The organism is Bradyrhizobium sp. CCGUVB14 (assembly GCF_024199935.1).
Classification (GTDB): Bacteria; Pseudomonadota; Alphaproteobacteria; order Rhizobiales; family Xanthobacteraceae; genus Bradyrhizobium.
In genome coordinates, this window is record NZ_JANADS010000001.1 from 8,326,768 (window position 1) to 8,346,265 (window position 19,498).

Here is a 19,498-nt window from a genome sequence, read left to right on the forward strand (position 1 = left end):
ATCGTTTTGGGAGGACCTCTCGATGAATCTGACTGAGCTCAACAAAATTGCGACCGCCATGGTCGCGCCGGGCAAGGGCATCCTTGCCGCCGACGAATCCTCCGGCACCATCAAGAAGCGGTTCGACGCGATCGGCGTGGAATCGACGGAAGGCAACCGCCGCGACTATCGCGAGATGCTGTTTCGGTCGAAGGAGGCCATGAGCCAGTACATCTCGGGCGTGATCCTCTATGACGAGACGATCTGGCAGGACGCCAAGGACGGCACGCCGCTGGTCAAGCTGATCGAGAGTAGCGGCGCCATTCCCGGCATCAAGGTCGACGAAGGCACGCAAGCCTTGCCGATGTGCCCGGGCGAGCTTGTCACCGTCGGGCTCGACAAGCTCGCCGAGCGGCTGAAGAAGTATTACGAGCGCGGCGCGCGCTTCGCCAAATGGCGCGCGGTGATCGACATCGGTAGCGGCATTCCCTCGATGACCGCGATCAGCGTCAATGCCCATGCGCTGGCGCGCTATGCCGCGCTGTGCCAGGCCGCGCAAATCGTGCCGATCGTCGAGCCGGAGGTGCTGATGGACGGCGATCACGACATCGATCGCTGCTATGAGGTCACGACCCGCGTGCTCAACAAGACGTTCCAGGAATTGCGTGTGCAGCGCGTGGTGCTCGAAGGCATGGTGCTGAAGCCGAACATGGCGATCTCAGGCAAGAAAAGCGCGAAGCAGGCCTCCGTGGAGGAGGTCGCCGAGAAGACGATCCGGCTGCTGAAGGCGTGCGTGCCGGCGGCGGTGCCCGGCATCGCCTTCCTCTCCGGCGGCCAGTCAGACGAAGAGGCGACCGCGCATCTCAACGCCATGCACAAGCTCGGACCGCTGCCGTGGGGCCTGACCTTCTCCTACGGCCGTGCGCTGCAGGCCGCGCCGCAGAAGGCCTGGTCGGGTAGGCCTGAGAACGTCGCGGCCGGACAGAACGCATTCAGTCATCGCGCCCGCATGAATGGCCTCGCCTCCAAGGGCGAATGGCAAAGCAGCCTGGAAAAGAAGGCAGCCTAGATCTTGTCGAACAAATCGCCTCCGCCGCGCCCGGCGCCGCGCCTTTATCTCGCGACGCCCGTTGTCGATGATCCCGCCGCGCTCATCGCCGAATTGCCGGCGCTGCTTGCAGCCGTCGATGTCGCAGCCGTGCTGGTGCGGCTGAAGGAGACCGACCAGCGCACCATGATCTCGCGGATCAAGGCCTTGGTGCCGATCGTGCAGAACGCGGGCGCGGCGCTGCTCGTCGACGGCCATCCTGAGCTCGTCGCGCGTGGCGGCGCCGACGGCGCACACCTGCCGGGCATCGCCGCACTGAAAGAGGCGATGCCGTCGCTCAAGCCCGATCGCATCGCCGGCGTCGGCGGGCTGACGACGCGGCACCATTCGATGGATGCGGGCGAGATTGGCGCGGACTATCTGCTGTTCGGCGAGCCCGATGCGAATGGGCAGCGACCGTCGGCGCAAGCCATTGCCGAACGGCTCGACTGGTGGGCCGAGCTGTTCGAGCCGCCCTGCGTCGGCTTCGCTGTTACGTTCGAGGAGGCCCACGATTTCGCCGCCAGCGGCGCCGATTTCGTGCTGGTCGGCGATCTCGTCTGGGCGGATTCGCGCGGGCCGAAGGCCGCGCTGATCGAGGCCGACGCCGCGATCAAGAAGGCCTTCGCGGCCGTTGCCGTGGGCGAGGGCTAGCGCCCGCCATGACGCTCCCGCGCATCACCCTTCTGGCCACGCTGCTGCTGGCGGCGCCTGCGGCCGCGCAGCTCCAGATCACGCCGCCGGCCACGATCCCGAGCCCCGCGGCCGAAAAGCAGAAGCCCAAGGAATCGACAAAGGAATCGACAAAGGAGCCGGCGAAGGAAAAGCCCAAGGTCGCGCCGCACACAATCAAGAAGAAGGAGGCTGCCCCGGCGCCGAAACCGTCGGCCTCGCCGAGCCCGACGCTGCCGGCAACCGTGATCCCGGCGCCGGCAACGGACAATTCCAACGTCGACCTGGTGTTCGGCGCCTATCAGCGCGGCCAGTACAAGACCGCCTTCGACCTCGCCAGCGCGCGCGCCAAGACCGGCGACGTCAAGGCCATGACCATGCTGGGCGAGCTCTACTCCAACGCCATGGGCATCAGGCGCGACTACGCCAAGGCGGTCGAATGGTACAAGCGCGCTGCCGATGCCGGCGATCGCGAGGCGATGTTCGCGCTCGCCATGCTGCGCATGGCCGGCCGTGGCGGCCCCGTCGACAAGGGCGAGGCGGTCAAGCTGATGGCCTCCGCCGCCAAGCTCGGCGAGCCCAAGGCAGCCTACAACCTCGCTCTGCTGTATCTGGACGGCCAGACACTGCCGCAGGACGTCAAGCGCTCCGCCGAACTGCTGCGCCAGGCGGCCGATGCCGGGCTGCCCGAGGCGCAATACGCACTCGCGACCTTCTACAAGGAAGGCACCGGCGTGCCGAAGGACCCCGAACGGTCGGTGCGGCTGCTGCAGGCGGCCTCGCTGGCCGACAATGTCGATGCGGAGGTCGAATATGCCATCGCCATGTTCAACGGCACCGGCACGCCGAAGAACCAGCCGGCGGCCGTGGCCCTGCTGCGCAAGGCGTCCCGCCAGGGCAGCGCGATCGCGCAGAACCGCCTCGCCTGGGTCCTGATCAACGGCATGGGCACATCCGTGGACAAGGTCGAGGGCTTCAAATGGCATCTGGTGGCCAAAACCGGCGGCAAGGGCGATCCGGAGCTCGACAAGCAGCTGTCCGATCTGCCCGCGGACGATCGCGCCAAGGCGGAGGCCGGCGCCAAGAAATGGCTCGGGAACAAATGACCTGACTTCAGGTGCCCTGAAGGCTTGACGTTTGGTCCCTCGCGGGGCACCCAATCCCCTCAAATGGCGCCCTTCCGCGCCTCCTCCCCCGATCAAGACCAGAGCTCATGCTGTATTCCGCCACTATCAACGTCATGGTCAAAGCCGCGCGCCGCGCCGGCCGCAGCCTCAAGCGCGATCTCGGCGAGATCGAGCATCTCCAGGTCTCGCTGAAGGGGCCTGCCAACTTCGTCACGCTCGCCGACAAGCGCGCCGAGGAGATCCTCTACCAGGACCTCTCGAAGGCCCGGCCCGGCTACGGCTTCATCGGCGAGGAAGGCGGCACGCGGGAAGGCTCCGACAAGAGCCACACCTGGATCGTCGATCCGCTCGACGGCACCACCAACTTCCTGCACGGCATCCCGCAATTCGCGATCTCGATCGGTCTCGTGCGCGAGGGCACCATCATTGCGGGCGTGATCTACAATCCCGCCAATGACGAGCTCTACATCGCCGAGCGCGGCAAGGGCGTCTTCCTCAACGACCAGCGCCTGCGCGTGGCCGGCCGCCGCCAGCTCAACGAATGCGTGGTGGCCTGCGGCCTGCCCCATATCGGCCGCGGCGACCACGAGGAATTCCGCCGCGAGATGACCGCGATCCAGGACCGCGTCGCGGGCCTGCGCCGCTTCGGCGCCGCCTCGCTCGACCTCGCCTTCGTCGCCGCCGGCCGCCTCGACGGCTATTGGGAGCGCAACCTGCAATCCTGGGACATCGCCGCCGGCATGCTGATGGTGCGCGAAGCCGGTGGCACCGTGAGCGACATCAGCACGCCGGGCGACGCCTTGGTGACGGGCGACGTCGTGTGCGGCAACGAGTTCGTTCACGGCGAACTGGTGAAGATTTTGCGGAAGTAGACGGACTCTTTCGTCACTTCGTTTCCGCGCCCGCATAAGACCGAGAGGATAGAGGCCGCACATCGCGGCCTCCGGTCTCATGTCGTGTGGCTTACCACGCCACCCACTTGCGGCCGTGCCAATAGCCCCGGCCCTCGTGCTCGCGGAAAGCAAACTTTTCGCGCGGTCCCCAGTGCCAATTGTCTTCGTGAACGACGACGCCCGCTTCGTGCGGAAACTCGTAGGCCTCATGCGTGTGCCAGCAGGTGTGGCCCTGACACACGATCGCGGCGGATGCGGTGAAGGTGGACATCATCAGCACGCCGGTGCCGACAGCGGCAGCGGAAAGAATCTTCTTCAACATTGGGACGATTTCTCCGTGGAACCCTAACCCCGCGGGCAAACACATTTGCGCACGGCCGGTTCCGTCAGAGAACGTGAAGCTTTCGTAAGGATTCGCGCGAATGCGACGCACGGCGGCTAAGAGTCGTCATCATCAGGCTCCTCGTCGCGATATTCGCCGCCGAGGGTCAGGCCCTCGATCGTCGTGGCGCCCTTCGACTTGATCACCCGGCGAAGCGGGACCGAACTCTCGTTTCGCAACGCATCCATCAACTGCTCCGAATGGGTGACGATCCAGATGTCGGCGCGGCTCGATGCCTTGACGATCAGCCGGGCCAATGGCGCCAGCAGTGACGGATGCAGGCTGGTCTCGGGTTCGTTCAGCGCGATGAACGGCGGAAGCCGATAGCCCATGAACACCGCAAGCAGGCAAATGTATTTCAGCGTCCCGTCGGATAGTTCGTGCGCGCTGAACGGCCGCGGCATATCCGTCAGTTGCAGGTCAAAATCACACAAGCCATTTTGCTCCCATGCACGGAGCTCAGCGCCTGGAAATGCATCCTCGATTGCGTCCTGCAGGTCGACGGCGTCTTCCCTGATCGTATAGAGCGTCGCCAGCGCCGCGGCCAAATCGGTCCCATCGGCACTGAGCGAAGGCGTCGTGATCGCCAGACACGGCTTTCGTATCGGCGACGCCGGATCGGTGCGAAAGTCGTGATAGAAGCGCCAGCCCAGCATGGCGTTTCTGATCAGATCGATTTCCGGGCATTCCTTGCCATCTGCAAAACCGGCGAGCGCCGTCTCGGACGGCAGCACCGCATCCTTGTGGCTGCTCCACGCGCCGCTGTCGCTGCGGACGCTGACAAGCGAATTCTTCCGCTCCATCAGCACAACCGTTCGCTTGCCCTGCTCCGCCTCGATACTCTCGGCCTTGATCATCGGCTCGCCGGAAAACGCCGCCTCGAGGGGACCGGGAAATCCGATCTCGATCGAATATTTGAGACGGTCGAATTTGGCCGACAACCGCAGTCGCCCATCTTCGCCGCGTTTGCGAACGCCGGACCAGCAGACCGAATTCAATCCGCCTTCGTCGGCGATCGTCCGCGTGATCCGCCCGGTTGCCGCGTCGCGCAACAGCGACAAGGACTTGTAGAGGTTGGATTTGCCGACGCCGTTCTCGCCCACAAACACGGACAGGGGGTGAATTGGTAGGGAGAGCCGGCGGATGGAGCGATAGTTCGAGATCGCAATGTCGGTCGGACGCATCACATGCTCTCAATCGGCAGGCCGTGTGCAGTCGCGGCGCAGTGCGACTACACATGCCTTCAATCCAGAGGTGTAGTCTGGATTGACCAACTTGGGAAGGCAAGTGCTCCGCTTGTCATTCCGGGGTGCGCCTCTTGGCGCGTGCCCGGAATGACGAGTGCGCTATGGCTTCACCGGCGCCGGCGGGCCATACGCCCCGCCGTCCTTCGCGACCTTCGGCTCCCGGTCACCCGCCAGCACGCGCTGCACCGAGACGAAGAACACCGGCACCATCAGTAGCGCCAGGATCACCACCGCGATCATGCCGCCCATCACGACGGAGCCCAGCGCCTGCTGGCTGGCGCCGCCGGCGCCGTGAGCGATCGCCATCGGCAGCACGCCGCAGATGAAGGCGAGACCCGTCATCAGGATCGGGCGGAAGCGCAGGCGGCAGGCCTCGATGGTGGCTTCCACCAGCGGCTTGCCTTCCTTGCGCAGGTCCTTGGCGAACTCGATGATCAGGATGGCGTCCTTGGCCGCAAGGCCAATGATCGTGATCAGGCCGACGGTGAAATAGACGTCGTTGGGCAGACCGCGCAGCATGGCGGCCACCACCGCACCGACGATGCCGAGCGGCACGGTGAGCAGCACCGCAAGCGGAATGGTCCAGCTCTCATAGAGCGCGGCCAGACACAGGAACACCACGAACACGGAGAGGGCGAGCAGGAACGGGGCCTGCGAGCCCGACAGCTTTTCCTGGAGCGACTGTCCGGTCCATTCATAGCCGAAGCCGCGCGGCAGCTGTCCGGCGAGCCGCTCCATCTCGGCGATGGCATCGCCCGAGGTGAAGCCGGGCCTGGCTTCGCCCGAGATGCGCACGGCCGGATAATAGTTGAAGCCCGCGATCTGCGTCGGCCCGCGCGACCATTCGACCGTCGCGAAGGAGGAGAACGGCACGAGCTGACCGTGAGAGTTCTTGACGTTGTAGTTGAGGATGTCCTCGGTCCTCATACGGTCGCGGCTGTCGGCCTGCACCACGACGCGCTGCATGCGGCCGCGATTCGGGAAGTCGTTGATGTAGTTCGAGCCGAGATTGGTCGAGATCGTGTTGTTGATGTCCTCGAAGGTGACGCCGAAGGCGCCGGCCTTCTCGCGGTCGATCACGAGATTGACCACGCCGGCCTCGGGCAGGCCCTCGATATAGACCTTCTGCAACACCGGGCTCGCATTGGCTTGCGCGATCAACTGGTCGGCGGCGCGCATCAGGGCCGGATAGCCCTTCTGGCCGCGATCCTGCAGACGGAACGAGAAGCCGGAGGAGTTGCCGAGATTGTCGATCGGCGGCGGCTGCAGCGCCGAGATCTTGGCGTCGCGGATCGACGACCCCAGATCGCGGTTGATGTCGTTGACAACAGCAGCCGCGGATTCGTTCGGTCCACGCTCCGACCAGTCCTTCAGCGTGATGAAGGCCTGCGCGGTGTTCATGCCCTGGCCGGAGAAGCTGAAGCCGGTGAGGAAGGTGACGTTGTCGACACCCGGGCGCTGCGCCAGATATTTTTCGACCTTCTCGATCACCGCCTCGGTGCGGCCGTAGGACGAATCCGACGGCGTCTGGACGTCGGTGGTGACAAAGCCCTGGTCGTCGACCGGCAGGAAGCCGCCCGGGAGATTGACGAAGGCCCAGGACAGGCCGGCGAGCAGCGCGACATAGACCAGCATCAAACGTCCGGTGCGCTTCAGCGAGAAGCCGACCGTGCGGGAATAGCCCTCCTTGCTGCCCTCGAGCATGCGGTTGAACCAGCCGAACACGCCCCTCTTGGCGTGACCGTGGCCGGCCGCGACGGGCTTGAGCAGGGTCGCGCACAGCGCCGGCGTCAGCGACAACGCGAGGAAGGCCGAGAAGCCGATCGCCGCGACCATGGTCACCGAGAACTGGCGGTAGATGATGCCGACCGAGCCCGGGAAGAACGCCATCGGCACGAACACGGCCATCAGCACCAGCGTGATGCCGATGATGGCGCCGGAGATCTGCGACATCGCCTTCCGCGTCGCTTCCCTCGGCGGCAGGCCCTCCTCGGTCATGATGCGCTCGACGTTCTCGACCACGACGATGGCGTCGTCGACGAGGATGCCGACGGCGAGCACCATGCCGAACATCGAGAGCATGTTGATGGAGTAGCCGGCGAGCAGCAGCGTGGTGCAGGCGCCCAGCAGCGCCACCGGCACCACGATGGTCGGAATGATGGTGTAGCGGATGTTCTGCAGGAACAGGAACATCACCACGAACACCAGCACCACGGCTTCGACCAGCGTCGTCAGCACCTTCTTGATCGAGGCCTCGACCACCGGCGTGATGTTGTAGGGGATCTCGTAGGAGATGTTGGCCGGGAAGAAGCGCGACAGCTCCTTCATCTTCTCCTCGACCGCGCTCGCGGTCGCCAGCGCATTGCCGGTCGGCGACATCAGCACGGAGAGACCGGCCGTCGGCTTGCCGTTCAGGCGGGTGTTGAACTGATAGCTGAGGCCGCCAACCTCGACGCGCGCGACGTCGCGCAGCCGCACGGTCGAACCGTCGGCATTGGCGCGCAGGATGATGGCGCCGAACTCGTCCGGCGACGACAGCTGGCCCTTGACCAGCACCAGCGCGGAGGTGCGCTGGCTGTCGGTCGACGGCTCCGCCCCGATGCTGCCCGAGGCGACCTGCGCGTTCTGTGCGGCGATCGCCTTGTTGACGTCGTCGGCGGTCAGCCCGTAGCCGACCAGCTTGGCCGGATCGACCCAGACGCGTAGCGAACGTTCCGTTGAATAGAGCGTGGCGCGGCCGACGCCGGGGATGCGGCGGATTTCGCCGAGCACGTTGCGGATCATGAAGTCGCCGAGGCCAACCTCGTCGAGGCTGCCGTCGGTCGAGTTCAGCGTGATGATCTGCAGCACCGCGCTCGAGGCTTCCTCGATCAAAATGCCCTGCTGGATCACCGCGCGCGGCAGCCGCGCCTCGACGCGCTTGATGCGGTTCTGCACCTCGACGGACGCCGCGCTGGTATCGGTGCCCGGCTGAAAATTGGCGATGATCTCGACCTGGCCGAGCGAATCGCTGGTCGATTCGAAATTGAGGATGCCGGAGGCGCCGTTGAGCTCCTCCTCGATCAAGCGGGTGACGCTGTTGTAGAGGTTTTCCGGCGACGCGCCCGGGTAGCTCGTCGAGATCGAGATCGAGGGCGGCGCGATGATCGGATATTGCGCGATCGGCAGCAACGGGACCGAGATCGCGCCGATCAGACAGATGAACAGCGCGACGACCCAGGCGAAGATCGGCCTGTCGATGAAGAAGCTCGCCATGGCGCGTTACCGCGTGGCCTTGAGGGCGTGCCGGTTGTCCGCGCTCGCCTCGGCTTCGGACCAGGATTGCGGCTTGACCTTGTCGCCGGCCGCAAATTTCTGGAAGCCCTCGACCACGACCTTGTCGCCGGCCTTCAGGCCGTCGGTGACGAACCAGACGCCGTCCTGCACCGAGCCGGTGCGCACCGGCTGCACCGCGATGCGGTTGTCGTCCTTGACGACGAACACCTCGCTGCCGCCACCGCCATTACGCTGGACCGCCTGCTGCGGCACCGCGATCGCGTCGGAATCGAGGCCCTGATCGAGGCGGACACGGACATACATGCCCGGCAGCAGCTCGCGCTTGGGATTGCGGAATTCGCCGCGCAACGTCACCTGGCCGGTATGGGCGTCGACCTTGGCCTCGGAGAACAGCAGCTTGCCGTCGAGCGCATAGATGGTGTTGTCGTCGAGCACGAGGCGCACCTTGACGGCATCGGACTCGATGCGATCGAGGTCGCCGCTTTCGAAAGCGCGGCGCAGCTGGTTGAGCTCGGTCACCGACTGGGTGAAGTCCGCATAGATCGGATCGAGCTGCTGCACGGTGGCGAGATTGGTCTCGTTCTGCACGACGAGCGCGCCCTCGCTGACCAGGGCGGCACCGACCACGCCGTCGATCGGAGCGCGCACGGTGGCATAATCGAGATTGAGCTTGGCGCGCGCGAGGTCGGCCTTGCGGCCCTCGACGTCAGCCTGCGCCTGGCGCTCGGCGGCAATGGTCTTTTCGTTCTCGGCTTCGGGCGCGGCGCGCTGGCTGGTCAGCGTCGCGATGCGCCGCGCCTGCTGCTGCGCCTGCATCAACGCGGCCTCGGCCTTGTCGACCGCAGCGTCGTTGGCCATCACCTCGACCTCGAACGGACGCGGATCGATGCGATAGAGCGCATCGCCCGCCTTCACCTCGCTGCCCTGGCGGAACAGCCGCTCGACCACGATGCCCGACACGCGCGGCCGCACCTCGGCGACGCGCGTCGGCGAGATCCGGCCCGGCAGCTCGCGTACCACGGCGCGCGGTTGCGGCTTGACGGTGACGATGCTGACATCGGGTTCGGAGGTTTGGGCAGTGGCGACGGCGGAAGAGGATTCGTCGCAAGCGCCTAGCAGCGGCGCAAGGGCCGCGAGCATCATTGCAACGCATGCCGATCGCGCTCGAAGTCCTGACATGAAGTGGGGTGCCCCAAAATTGTTGAAACTGATCACGCTTCGCGCGCAACGCCCGTTCTGGGCAATGACTGCGCGGCTGATGCGATCAAAATAGAATGGACTTGCTGCGACGCAACGCATCGCGCGGGCGGCTCAATGTCACACGCGCTATGGCGCTGAGTTCAGGCCGATTTTTGCGACTCACCAGATTGTGAGTCCGGTTCCATCGCGGCACGCTGCGACAGAACATCGCAATGACAGCGAGTTACCGGGCTTGATCGTAAGCCTGCAGGATCCGAACGAAATCAGCCATGCTGGATCGATCCTGGTTTTCAGCCATGGCCGCAACCTGAGTATGGGATGCGGGCCGGCTGCCCTGCCAGAACCACATGAGGAGATCGGCGATGTTTCTCATGGCGTACTCGCTGCACCAGCTGTGGCCGTAAGCATCGATTGAGCGGCAAAGCGCGGCTCAATCGGGAGATAAGGCCAGTGGGCGCTACGCCGCCGGCCTTGTCCCGCAACTGCCGGCTCGGAGGCCGGTTCCGTTGCTGTTCACCGTGGATGTATCGGTAACACCAAGGAACTGGTCGGGCCATTGCGCGCAGGTATTGCGCGACCATACTTAGGTAGGCCCGGACTACACCGCCGCCTTCATCCGATAATGGCTGACGCCCCACTCCGTTCCGTCGGCGCAGCCGAACAGGCCGGCGGTGGCGAGGAAGAACCAGCGCCAGCGCCGCATCCACAAATAGGTCTCGTCACCATAGACGTTGCGCAAGGCGGCTTCGATCGCGTCGCGATGTGCATCGAAATTCGCCAGCCAGTCGTTCGCGGTGCGCTGATAATGCGTACCGCTCCAGCACCATTCCTTCTCGATCGCGAAGATGTCGGCATATTGCCGGATGAGCTGATGGCTCGGCATCACGCCGCCGGTGAAGAAGTGCTGGGCGATCCAGTCCTCGCGATTGGCGCGGTCGAACGTATAGGAGCCCGTGCGATGGGTGAAGATGTGCATGAAGAAGCGCCCCTCCGGCGCAAGCCATGCGCGTGCGCGGGTCATCAGCTTGCGCCAGTTCATCATGTGCTCGAACATCTCGACCGAGACGATGCGGTCGAACTGGCCGTCCGGTGCGAACACGTTCATGTCTGATGTGACGACGCGCAGGTTCAAGAGCCCGCGGCTCTGCGCGATGTCCTCGATATAGGCGCGCTGCGATCGCGAGTTCGACACCGCGGTCACCTTGGCATGCGGAAACTGCCGGGCGATCCACAGCGACAGCGAGCCCCAGCCGCAGCCGAGCTCGAGGATGGTCTGCCCGTCGGCGAGGCCGGCATGCTCGACCGTCTGGCGCAACGCTTCCTCCTCGGCCTCCTGCAGCGTCGTCGCTTCGGTCTTGTAGAAGCAGGAGGAGTATTTGCGGTTCGGGCCCAGCACCTGCGCGAAGAAGCTTTGCGGCACCTCGTAGTGCTGGGTGTTGGCAGCGTCGGTATGTTCGGCGATCGGCCGCATCATCATCCGTCCGGCGAAGGCGGCATCGTCGGCCGCCGTATGCGCGGCGAGACGCGTCGCGGTGCGCGAGCACAGGCGCTGGATGGCGGCGCGGACCACGAGATCCGGCAGCGGCACGCGTTCGGCAGTCCCGATGATCGTGGACACGACGCTCATGCGGCCATTCCCTCTCTCGGTGGCAACGGGAAGAACATGCTGGTTCGGGATTGATAGGAGCGGTAGCGCTCGCCGCGCGACCGCAGCATCTGCGCTTCCAGCGGCGGGATGCCGGTGACGTGGACCAGGATCCAGTACATGAAGATGGGTGCGAGCAGGCTCGCCCAGCCCCAGGGATAGCCGGCCGCAAGTCCGATCACGGGATAGGCGAGCCAGCCGAACCATTCGAAGAAATAATTGGGATGGCGCGACCAGCGCCACAGCCCGGCATCGCAGACCTTGCCATGATTGGCGGGGTCGCGGCGGAAGCGGCGCAACTGCGCATCGGCCTGCGCCTCGCCCGCGATCCCGATCAGCAGGATCGCGGCACCCAGGACGTCCTGGATCCGCAAGGCTGATACAGGGACGTGCGCGGCGACAAAAATCGAAAACACCAGGGGCACCGAGCCCAGCGCCTGGTTCTGCAGGAAGATGAACATCTGCCGCGGGGCATTGAGCCCCCACTCCGCGGCAAAGGTGGCATAACGGGGGTCATCTTTGATCCCCGCGGTGCGGATCGCGATGTGGGTGCCGAGCCGGAGCGACCAGACCGCGACGAGGCCGGCAACCAGCCATTGCCGTTCATTGGGCCCCTCGCCTGCGACCGGCCACAGGGCGCTGCCGGCGCCGACCAGCCCGACGGCAAAGGTCCAGATCGTGTCGACCCAGCCGGAATTGCCGGTGCGCTGCTGTACAACCCAGGCGAAGGCCATCAGGACCGCGAGCGAAAGCGCGATGGCCGCCAGTCCGCCAAGATACGTCGCCATGCAAAAAATCCGAGCTAAGCCTGTGGAATGCCGAAGTTTTGCAAAATACGTCGGTATCAAAGCGCGGTTTCAGCTTTGGGTTCCCGAACCAGTCCCGAAATCGGCACAACCGGCGCTTTTTTTGGGCCGGCGCTGTGCCATAGTGCGGATGCAAGCAAGCTTCGTAACGGATGATACCGGCCATGCCGTCAGGCGCCTCGCCCCGCTCCTCCCTCGACATCGAATACACAAAACTGTCCTCCCCCAGCGTCTTCCTGGTGCGGATGCTGGTTTTCCTGGTGCTGTGCACGCTGGTGGGCGTGGTGCTCTACAAGCAGATCATCCAGGCCTTCTTCGCCAATCCCGGGCTGAACGCCCTGATCGGCGGCGTGATGTTCATCGGCGTCATCCTGGCTTTCCGCCAGGTGATCCGGCTCTATCCCGAGGTGTCCTGGGTCAACAATTTCCGCATCGCCGATCCCGGCCTGGCGCCGGCCCGGCATCCCAAGCTGCTGGCCCCGATGGCGATGATCCTGGGCGGCGAGCGCAGCGGGCGGATGTCGATCACGCAGACCACGATGCGGCATCTGCTCGATTCGATCGCGACCCGCCTGGACGAGGCCCGCGACATCTCTCGCTACATGACGGGCTTGCTGGTCTTCCTCGGCCTGCTCGGCACCTTCTGGGGCCTGATCGAGACGGTCGGCTCGGTCGGCAAGGTGATCGACGGCCTCAAGGTCGGCGGTGATTCCGGCGCGCTGTTCGACACGCTGAAGGAGGGCCTCGCCGCCCCGCTCGGCGGCATGGGCATTTCGTTCTCGAGCTCGCTGTTCGGTCTCGCCGGCTCGCTGATCCTCGGCTTCCTCGATTTGCAATCGAGCCAGGCGCAGAACCGCTTCTACACCGACCTCGAAGACTGGCTCGCCACCACCGTGCGCGAGTACGGCAGCGGCGAGGTCGCGGTCGCGGCTCCCGCCGCCGCCGGCGGCGGGGTTGCCAGCGGCGAACTTCAGGCCGCGGTCGAGCGCTTGCGCGGCGTGCTCGAGGAAGGCAGCGCCAGCCGGGGTACCACCGCGGCGATGGCGAGCCTCGCCGAGGCGATCCAGGCACTGGTCTCGCACATGCGGACCGAGCAGCAGATGATTCGCGAATGGGCCGACGGCCAGGGCGAGCAGAACCGCGAGATCCGCCGCCTCCTGGAACGCATCGCGCGCCAGCCCGAGAAGAGTTAGCGACACAGCCGTGCCCCGGACGCAGCGCAGCACGAAGTGATGCGCTGCTGAGCCGGGGCCCAGCGTTAGGTGAGACATGGGTCCCGGCTCAGCGGGGCAGCGTTGCACGCTGCACCGCGTCCGGGACACGAAAGTGGAGACCGACGATAATGGCTCTAGCCCGCGGCCGCCGCAGCGACGGCGCCTTCAACTACTGGCCCGGATTCGTCGACGCGCTGTCGACGCTGGTGCTGTCGATCGTGTTCCTGCTCTCGGTGTTCCTGGTCGTGCAGTTCTTCCTGTCCCAGGAGGTGACCGGCAAGGACAAGGCGCTGGAACAACTCAACGCCAAGATCGCCCAGCTCAACGAGCTGCTGTCGCTGGAGAAGCTCGGCAAGCTCACGCTCGACGACCAGGTCTCGTCGCTCAAAGCCGGCCTCGCGTCGGCCGAGAGCGAGCGCGATCGCATCAAGGGCCTCTATGACGGCTTGGCTGCCGCCGGCAACGACGCGCAAGGAAAGACGTCCGAACTCGGCAAGGCGCTCGACTCCGAGAAGGCGGTCTCGGCGCGGGCGCTGGCGCAGATCGAGGTGCTGAACCAGCAGATCAGCGCGTTGCGCCGGCAATTGGCAGCGTTGGAGGAAGCGCTCGACGCTTCGGAAAAGAAAGACAAGGAATCGCAGAACCGCATCGCCGATCTCGGCTCGCGCCTCAACGTCGCGCTGGCGCAGCGCGTGCAGGAATTGTCGCGTTATCGCTCGGAGTTCTTCGGTCGCCTGCGCGCCATTCTCGGCAACCGTCCCGATATCCGCGTGGTCGGCGACCGCTTCGTGTTCCAGTCGGAAGTGTTCTTCGACACCGGACAGGCGACGCTGCTGCCCGAGGGCCGCGCCGAGCTCGACACCGTCGCGGCCGCGCTGATCGAGCTCGACAAGAAGATCCCCACCGAAATCGCCTGGGTGCTGCGCGTCGACGGCCACACCGACGTGCGGCCGGTGAGCGGCGCGAACTTCAAGTCGAACTGGGACCTGTCGGCGGCGCGCGCGATCTCGGTGGTGCAATATCTGATCTCGCTCGGCGTCCCCGCCCAGCGCCTGGTTGCCGCCGGCTTCGGCGAATTCCAGCCGCTCGACACCGCCAACACCGAAGACGCCTACAAGCGCAACCGCCGCATCGAGCTGAAGCTGACGGAGCGGTAGTGAGCGCGCTCCACCTCCGCCCCTACGTGGACGCCGACGAAGCGGCGACGATCGAGCTGTGGCATCGCACCTGGCAGCAGGCCTATCCGCAGATCGATTTTGCCGCGCGCGTGGACTGGTGGCGCGAGCGCTGGCGCAATGAGCTGGTGCCGAAGGCCGCGATCGTCGTCTCGGAGCAAGATGGCGCGCTGACGGGTTTCGTGACCATCGACGGTGACGGTTATCTCGACCAGCTCGTGGTCGACCCCAGTCACTGGGGCTCGGACGCGGCGAGGCTGCTGGTGGATGAGGCCAAGCGCCTGTCGCCATCGGGCGTCACGCTGCTGGTCAACAAGGACAATGCCCGCGCCATCCGTTTCTACGAGCGTAACGGCTTTGCGCATGAAGGCGAGGATGTGAACCCGACGTCGGGACGGCCGGTGCTGAAGATGTCGTGGTGGCCGTGACTTCTGTCACGCAAAAGCGCGGCGCGGTTTGCTAGCGTGACATCAGGCAAGCAGATGGAGAGGATCGATGCGGCTCAGCGATCTGGCCAAGGGGTCTTCGGTGTTCCTGGGCGTCATCGTCGCCGGCTATGTCTCGACGATCTATGTCGACCAGCGCCTCGCGCCGCCGCCCAAGGCGGCGAGTGAGACGATGGGTGAGACGACGAATTCGTCAACCCCGACAAGCACGCCCGCTCCGACAGACAGCCCGGCTCCCGCCAGCGGTGGGTCGCCCTGCATCGGTGAGGGCGGCAGTTGGAAGAACTGGCCGTGGCCGAACGTGCCGATGGGCTCGCCGAAGTGCAAGTGAGCGGGCCACAAGCTCCGCTGTCATTCCCCGCGAAGGCTGGGAATCCAGTACGCCGCGGCTTCTCGGTTGAGCTCGACTTTCTCGTCGTACTGGATCACCCGCTTTCGCGGGTGATGACACCGTTAGTGGCGTGAGACAGCGCCTCACACCCCCTCGAATTGCAACCTCGCCAGCCTCGCATAGAGCCCGTTCACCGCGACGAGCTCGGCATGCGTGCCCTGCTCGACGATCCTGCCCTGGTCCATCACCAGGATGCGGTCGCAGGAGAGCACGGTGGCGAGGCGATGCGCGATCACCAGCGTGGTGCGGTGGGCCATCAGCTCTTCGAGCGCGGTCTGCACCAGCGTCTCGCTTTCGGCGTCGAGCGCGGAGGTGGCTTCATCGAGCAGCAACAGCGGCGCATCACGCAGGATGGCGCGCGCGATCGCGATGCGCTGACGCTGGCCGCCGGAGAGCGTCACGCCACGCTCGCCGAGCGGGGTCTCGAAACCTTCGGGCAGGCGGCGGATGAACTCGGTGGCGTGCGCGAGCTCGGCGGCACGCTCGACCTCGGCGTCGGTCGCATCGGGCCGGCCGAAGCGGATGTTTTCGCGGGCGCTCGCAGCAAAGACGTTGGATTCCTGCGGCACCAGCGCAATGCGGGAGCGGAAATCGCGCGGGTCGGCGGACTTCACCGGAACGCCGTCGAGCGAGATCGCACCATTGCGCGGATCGTAGAAGCGCAGCAGCAGATGGAAGATCGTGCTCTTGCCGGCGCCGGACGGGCCGACGATCGCGACCTTCTCGCCGGGCCGCACCGCAAACGAGACCGCGTCGAGCACATTGACGTCAGGCCGCGCCGGATAAGAGAAGCTGACCTGATCGAAGCCGACCTCACCGCGCCCGGGCACCGGCAATGCGCGCGGCGATGCCGGCGCCTTGATGTCGGGCTGCACGTGAAGAATCTCGAACAGGCGTTCGGCCGCGCCTGATGCCGCCGACACCTCGCCCCAGACCTCGCTGAGCTGGCCGAGCCCTGCGGCCGCGAAGGCCGCATAGAGCACGAACTGGCCGAGCCGGCCCGGCGTGATCGCGCCGGTCAGCACATCGTGCGAGCCGATCCAGAGGATGCCGACCACGCTTGCGAACACGATGAAGATGACGATGGCGGTGAGAACCGCGCGGGCCTGCGTGGATGTGCGCGCGGCCTCATAGGCCTGCTCGACCTCGCCGCCGAAACGCTTCGCAGCGAGCCCTTCGCTGGTATAGGCCTGCACGGTGCGGATCGCGCCGACCAGCTCGCCGGCATAGGCGGACGCATCGGCCAGCGTGTCCTGCGCATTGCGCGACAGCCGCCGCACCCAGCGCCCGAAGGCGACCAGCGGCAGCACGATCAAGGGGATCGCCAGCAGCACGAAACCGGAGAGACGCGGGCTGGTGATCACCATCATCGCCGCTGCGCCGAAGAACATCATCAGGTTGCGCAGCGCGATCGACACGGAGGCGCCGACCGCGGATTTGATTTGCGTGGTGTCGGCGGTGAGCCGCGACACCAGCTCGCCGCTGCGCGCGGAATCGAAGAAGGCCGGCGAGAGCGACAGCAGATGCGCAAACACGTCGCGCCGGAGATCGGCCACGATGCGCTCGCCGATCGTCATCACGAGGTAGTAGCGCGACGCGCTCGCCAGCGCGAGCACGGCAACGACGGCGATCATCACCGAGAAGTAGCTGTTGATCAGCGCGATGCCTTCCGGCGTCAGGCCGAAATCGATCATCCGGCGCACCGCGACCGGCACCAGCAGCGTGGTCAGCGCCGCAACCGTCAGCGCCACGAAGGCCAGGACCGCCCGGCCGCGATAGCGGGCCACGTAAGGCGCAAGCGCCATCAACGGCCGCAACTTGGCCCGGCCCTTCGCCGGCTGCTCGATCAGTTCGGCTTCGATCGACGGGGCTTCTGCCGGCCCGGTTTCAAGCCGTTCTACTGCGCTCATGGGATCCGACCAAAAGAGAGACGTTGGCTCCACATAGGCCGCGGCAGGGGGCGAGGCAAATCCGGGATGTCCCTTAGGTGACGGCCCGGTTCTCCAGTCCCCACAATGGCTTGTTTTAGGGGCTCCTGTGGGGTATAGACCCGGCCAAATCCGTCATTCGATAGTCACTCAAGCAAGGCGCCGGGCGCCCTAGGAATTGCCATGAAAGCCGAAATTCATCCGGATTATCATACGATTAAGGTCGTCATGACCGACGGAACCGAGTACCTGACCCGCTCCACCTGGGGCAAGGAAGGCGACACGCTGAACCTCGACATCGACCCGAAGTCGCACCCGGCCTGGACCGGCGGCAATGCCCAGCTCATGGACCGTGGCGGCCGCGTCTCGCGCTTCCAGAAGAAGTTTTCGGGCTTCCTCAAAAAGGATTGATCCTGGCCGCAAGGTTTTGGACGAAAAACGCCCCCGGGAGACCGGGGGCGTTTTTGTTTTTGGGGGGCTACCGTCGCTACCAGACCCGTCATCCTGAGGTGCGAGTGGCGCGAGGCAAAGCATCGCGCCGGGAGCCTCGAAGGATGAACGGCCGAGATGCAGCCGGGCCGTCCCCCTTCGAGGCTCGCCAAAGAGGCGAGCACCTCCAGCGACAACGGCTTCGCCGTTGCGCGGGGGTGACGGTTAGAGATTAGACCTCACCGCTCGAACGCGGCCTTCAGCGCGTTGAGATGCGGCACCAGCGGGTTGCCGATCGCGATGTGGTCGGTCGGCGGGGTGTGGATGGTGGTGTCGAGGCGGCGGACGCGGGTCTGCAGGCTCATCGAGCGATGGATCAGCTCCTGGAGCATCGACGGCAGCTTCTCGATGGTGTCGGCGGGGCCGGGATCGGCGGCGGTGAGCTTGACCTTGGTCTTCTCGCGGTTGGCCTGGACCAGCGTCATCTCGCCCTCCTTCACCGCGCGGTGCAGCAGCAGCCACGAGGCGAGCTGCATCAGGCGCGTGGTCAGGCGCATGCTCTCGGTCGCGTAAGTCAGGCTGATGGCGCGATCGAGCGCCTTGGCCTCGTTGCGGCCCGCGCCGTCGAGATAGGCCGCGGTCTCTTCGACGAGATCCATGCCTTCACGGAACAGCGCGCCGAACGCCGCAGAATTGGTGAACCGCTCGCTGAGTTGAACGAGAGCCCCGTCGGCCTGCAAACGTTCCATGGTTAACGCCCCTTACGCAACTGTTTACCCGTCCGGCTTTGGCGCCGGCTTATGATGAACAAATCATTGCGCGGGGGACGCGCGGAGTCCAGCGGCAAGCGCGGATATGGTTTCCGCGGGTCATTCCTCGGAATTCAACCGGGACTAGACGCTCAAAAGCAGGAGTAGACGCAAAAAAAGAGCCGCCGGAGACCGGCGGCTTTGAAAGTTGATAACAGGGAGGCGTCAAACAGAGTGGACAGGAGCCACTCGGTGTCCAAACGAGGACAGTCGAGTCATAAAGTGAAAAGCTTAATCGACCGTAAACGAACGAATTTTTTGAGGGTTCGTTAGCCATGTCGGCCAGAGGCCGAGCGGGGAAGCGGAACGAACTCTCACCGTCGCCCCGGCCTAGTGCGCAATTGCGCACGGGGGCCGGGGCCCATAACCACAGGGAGGAGTTTGGCGAAGACTCGTCGTTCGGTACTGCTGTCAAAGCCCATAGACAGATCACGCGGTATGGGTCCCGGCCCCCGTGCGCAATTGCGCACTAGGCCGGGACGACACCGGTGATAAACCCACTACGACTTGAAAAAACTATTCGCCGCATCGCGGGAGGCGCGCTTTTTCGTGGCGGCTTCTTCCAGTCTTGCGATCTCGGTCTGCAGCAGGGCGACGCGCTCGGTCAATTCCTCGACGGACAAGAGTGAGAGATCCTGTCCAATCTCGTGGGTGACCTTCTTGCGCGGGCGGTCGTCGTCTTCCATCGGCATCGTCGTTCCTCCTGCGTCCGCGGGCCGGACCACATGGCCGAGGCGGTTGCCAGCCTGAACCGCGCTGGCTAAGCAAAGGGCTCGTTCTCCCTCGCACCTT

General features: G+C 65.3%; 19 protein-coding genes. 9 read left to right on the plus strand and 10 right to left on the minus strand.

All coding sequences use genetic code 11. The features are described from left to right. The first annotated feature begins 22 nt into the window (after nt 1–22). From NLM32_RS38980 to NLM32_RS38995, 4 genes are all read left to right on the plus strand, one after another. On the plus strand, nt 23–1,048 hold the full coding sequence (locus NLM32_RS38980; protein ID WP_254133975.1) for a class I fructose-bisphosphate aldolase: 1,026 nt from the start codon (nt 23–25) through the stop codon (nt 1,046–1,048). A gap of 3 nt (nt 1,049–1,051) precedes the next feature. After that, nucleotides 1,052–1,720 (plus strand): thiamine phosphate synthase, encoded by a 669-nt coding sequence (locus NLM32_RS38985; RefSeq protein ID WP_254133976.1) that lies wholly within the window; start codon nt 1,052–1,054, stop codon nt 1,718–1,720. Nucleotides 1,721–1,728: 8 nt separating this feature from the next. Then, nucleotides 1,729–2,844 carry an HcpA family protein gene (locus NLM32_RS38990; RefSeq protein WP_254133977.1) on the plus strand — a complete coding sequence of 372 codons (1,116 nt, stop codon included), beginning with the start codon at nt 1,729–1,731 and terminating at the stop codon, nt 2,842–2,844. Nucleotides 2,845–2,951: 107 nt separating this feature from the next. Beyond that, nucleotides 2,952–3,737, plus strand: coding sequence for an inositol monophosphatase family protein (locus tag NLM32_RS38995; RefSeq protein ID WP_254133978.1), 786 nt, complete (start codon nt 2,952–2,954; stop codon nt 3,735–3,737). A gap of 91 nt (nt 3,738–3,828) precedes the next feature. Here NLM32_RS38995 and NLM32_RS39000 read toward each other — a convergent pair whose 3' ends face one another. The 7 genes from NLM32_RS39000 to NLM32_RS39030 form a co-directional block, all read right to left on the minus strand. Then, the gene (locus tag NLM32_RS39000; protein WP_254133979.1) at nt 3,829–4,080 is read right to left on the minus strand and encodes a hypothetical protein; all 252 of its coding nucleotides are present in this window, start codon (nt 4,078–4,080) and stop codon (nt 3,829–3,831) included. A gap of 116 nt (nt 4,081–4,196) precedes the next feature. Beyond that, a complete protein-coding gene (locus tag NLM32_RS39005) occupies nt 4,197–5,324 on the minus strand; it encodes an AAA family ATPase (RefSeq protein WP_254133980.1) in 1,128 nt (375 codons plus the stop codon). Nucleotides 5,325–5,486: 162 nt separating this feature from the next. Then, nucleotides 5,487–8,642, minus strand: coding sequence for a multidrug efflux RND transporter permease subunit (locus NLM32_RS39010; protein WP_254133981.1), 3,156 nt, complete (start codon nt 8,640–8,642; stop codon nt 5,487–5,489). A gap of 6 nt (nt 8,643–8,648) precedes the next feature. Further along, complete coding sequence (locus tag NLM32_RS39015; RefSeq protein WP_254133982.1) at nt 8,649–9,842, minus strand: efflux RND transporter periplasmic adaptor subunit; 1,194 nt, start codon at nt 9,840–9,842, stop codon at nt 8,649–8,651. A 244-nt stretch (nt 9,843–10,086) separates the two neighbouring features. Then, nucleotides 10,087–10,236, minus strand: a complete 150-nt coding sequence (locus tag NLM32_RS39020) for a hypothetical protein (protein ID WP_254133983.1) — start codon at nt 10,234–10,236, stop codon at nt 10,087–10,089. 225 nt (nt 10,237–10,461) lie between these two features. After that, nucleotides 10,462–11,490 (minus strand): cyclopropane-fatty-acyl-phospholipid synthase family protein, encoded by a 1,029-nt coding sequence (locus tag NLM32_RS39025; RefSeq protein ID WP_254133984.1) that lies wholly within the window; start codon nt 11,488–11,490, stop codon nt 10,462–10,464. After that, nucleotides 11,487–12,296 carry a DUF1295 domain-containing protein gene (locus NLM32_RS39030; RefSeq protein WP_254133985.1) on the minus strand — a complete coding sequence of 270 codons (810 nt, stop codon included), beginning with the start codon at nt 12,294–12,296 and terminating at the stop codon, nt 11,487–11,489. Before NLM32_RS39030 ends, NLM32_RS39025 begins: the two co-directional genes overlap by 4 nt. A 182-nt stretch (nt 12,297–12,478) precedes the next feature. Between NLM32_RS39030 and NLM32_RS39035 the strand changes: the two genes are divergently transcribed. From NLM32_RS39035 to NLM32_RS39050, 4 genes are all read left to right on the plus strand, one after another. Continuing rightward, nucleotides 12,479–13,507 carry a flagellar motor protein MotA gene (locus tag NLM32_RS39035; protein ID WP_254133986.1) on the plus strand — a complete coding sequence of 343 codons (1,029 nt, stop codon included), beginning with the start codon at nt 12,479–12,481 and terminating at the stop codon, nt 13,505–13,507. Nucleotides 13,508–13,656: 149 nt separating this feature from the next. After that, the gene (locus NLM32_RS39040; protein WP_254133987.1) at nt 13,657–14,685 is read left to right on the plus strand and encodes a peptidoglycan -binding protein; all 1,029 of its coding nucleotides are present in this window, start codon (nt 13,657–13,659) and stop codon (nt 14,683–14,685) included. Next, complete coding sequence (locus tag NLM32_RS39045; protein ID WP_254133988.1) at nt 14,685–15,131, plus strand: GNAT family N-acetyltransferase; 447 nt, start codon at nt 14,685–14,687, stop codon at nt 15,129–15,131. The genes NLM32_RS39040 and NLM32_RS39045 overlap by 1 nt, the downstream gene beginning before the upstream one ends. Before the next feature lie 67 nt (nt 15,132–15,198). Then, on the plus strand, nt 15,199–15,480 hold the full coding sequence (locus NLM32_RS39050; protein ID WP_254133989.1) for a hypothetical protein: 282 nt from the start codon (nt 15,199–15,201) through the stop codon (nt 15,478–15,480). A 143-nt stretch (nt 15,481–15,623) separates the two neighbouring features. Here the strand turns inward: NLM32_RS39050 and NLM32_RS39055 are convergent, their stop codons facing one another. Next, nucleotides 15,624–17,450 (minus strand): ABC transporter ATP-binding protein/permease, encoded by a 1,827-nt coding sequence (locus tag NLM32_RS39055; RefSeq protein ID WP_254133990.1) that lies wholly within the window; start codon nt 17,448–17,450, stop codon nt 15,624–15,626. Nucleotides 17,451–17,651: 201 nt separating this feature from the next. Here NLM32_RS39055 and rpmE point away from each other — a divergent pair, with 201 nt between their 5' ends. After that, nucleotides 17,652–17,879, plus strand: a complete 228-nt coding sequence (rpmE, locus tag NLM32_RS39060) for a 50S ribosomal protein L31 (RefSeq protein WP_027530154.1) — start codon at nt 17,652–17,654, stop codon at nt 17,877–17,879. Nucleotides 17,880–18,136: 257 nt separating this feature from the next. Here the strand turns inward: rpmE and NLM32_RS39065 are convergent, their stop codons facing one another. Further along, a complete protein-coding gene (locus tag NLM32_RS39065) occupies nt 18,137–18,646 on the minus strand; it encodes a DUF1465 family protein (protein ID WP_254133991.1) in 510 nt (169 codons plus the stop codon). Nucleotides 18,647–19,206: 560 nt separating this feature from the next. Next, a complete protein-coding gene (locus tag NLM32_RS39070; RefSeq protein ID WP_254133992.1) occupies nt 19,207–19,398 on the minus strand; it encodes a DUF1192 domain-containing protein in 192 nt (63 codons plus the stop codon). Nucleotides 19,399–19,498 lie beyond the last annotated feature (100 nt).

Excerpts from the sequence above, each read along its gene's own strand:
- NLM32_RS38980 (WP_254133975.1), top strand. The coding sequence starts at position 23 with ATGAATCTGACTGAGCTCAACAAAATTGCGACCGCCATGGTCGCGCCG.
- NLM32_RS38990 (WP_254133977.1), top strand. The coding sequence starts at position 1,729 with ATGACGCTCCCGCGCATCACCCTTCTGGCCACGCTGCTGCTGGCGGCG.
- NLM32_RS38995 (WP_254133978.1), top strand. The coding sequence starts at position 2,952 with ATGCTGTATTCCGCCACTATCAACGTCATGGTCAAAGCCGCGCGCCGC.
- NLM32_RS39000 (WP_254133979.1), bottom strand. The coding sequence starts at position 4,080 with ATGTTGAAGAAGATTCTTTCCGCTGCCGCTGTCGGCACCGGCGTGCTG.
- NLM32_RS39005 (WP_254133980.1), bottom strand. The coding sequence starts at position 5,324 with ATGCGTCCGACCGACATTGCGATCTCGAACTATCGCTCCATCCGCCGG.
- NLM32_RS39010 (WP_254133981.1), bottom strand. The coding sequence starts at position 8,642 with ATGGCGAGCTTCTTCATCGACAGGCCGATCTTCGCCTGGGTCGTCGCG.
- NLM32_RS39015 (WP_254133982.1), bottom strand. The coding sequence starts at position 9,842 with ATGTCAGGACTTCGAGCGCGATCGGCATGCGTTGCAATGATGCTCGCG.
- NLM32_RS39020 (WP_254133983.1), bottom strand. The coding sequence starts at position 10,236 with ATGAGAAACATCGCCGATCTCCTCATGTGGTTCTGGCAGGGCAGCCGG.
- NLM32_RS39025 (WP_254133984.1), bottom strand. The coding sequence starts at position 11,490 with ATGAGCGTCGTGTCCACGATCATCGGGACTGCCGAACGCGTGCCGCTG.
- NLM32_RS39030 (WP_254133985.1), bottom strand. The coding sequence starts at position 12,296 with ATGGCGACGTATCTTGGCGGACTGGCGGCCATCGCGCTTTCGCTCGCG.
- NLM32_RS39035 (WP_254133986.1), top strand. The coding sequence starts at position 12,479 with ATGCCGTCAGGCGCCTCGCCCCGCTCCTCCCTCGACATCGAATACACA.
- NLM32_RS39040 (WP_254133987.1), top strand. The coding sequence starts at position 13,657 with ATGGCTCTAGCCCGCGGCCGCCGCAGCGACGGCGCCTTCAACTACTGG.
- NLM32_RS39050 (WP_254133989.1), top strand. The coding sequence starts at position 15,199 with ATGCGGCTCAGCGATCTGGCCAAGGGGTCTTCGGTGTTCCTGGGCGTC.
- NLM32_RS39055 (WP_254133990.1), bottom strand. The coding sequence starts at position 17,450 with ATGAGCGCAGTAGAACGGCTTGAAACCGGGCCGGCAGAAGCCCCGTCG.
- rpmE (WP_027530154.1), top strand. The coding sequence starts at position 17,652 with ATGAAAGCCGAAATTCATCCGGATTATCATACGATTAAGGTCGTCATG.
- NLM32_RS39065 (WP_254133991.1), bottom strand. The coding sequence starts at position 18,646 with ATGGAACGTTTGCAGGCCGACGGGGCTCTCGTTCAACTCAGCGAGCGG.
- NLM32_RS39070 (WP_254133992.1), bottom strand. The coding sequence starts at position 19,398 with ATGCCGATGGAAGACGACGACCGCCCGCGCAAGAAGGTCACCCACGAG.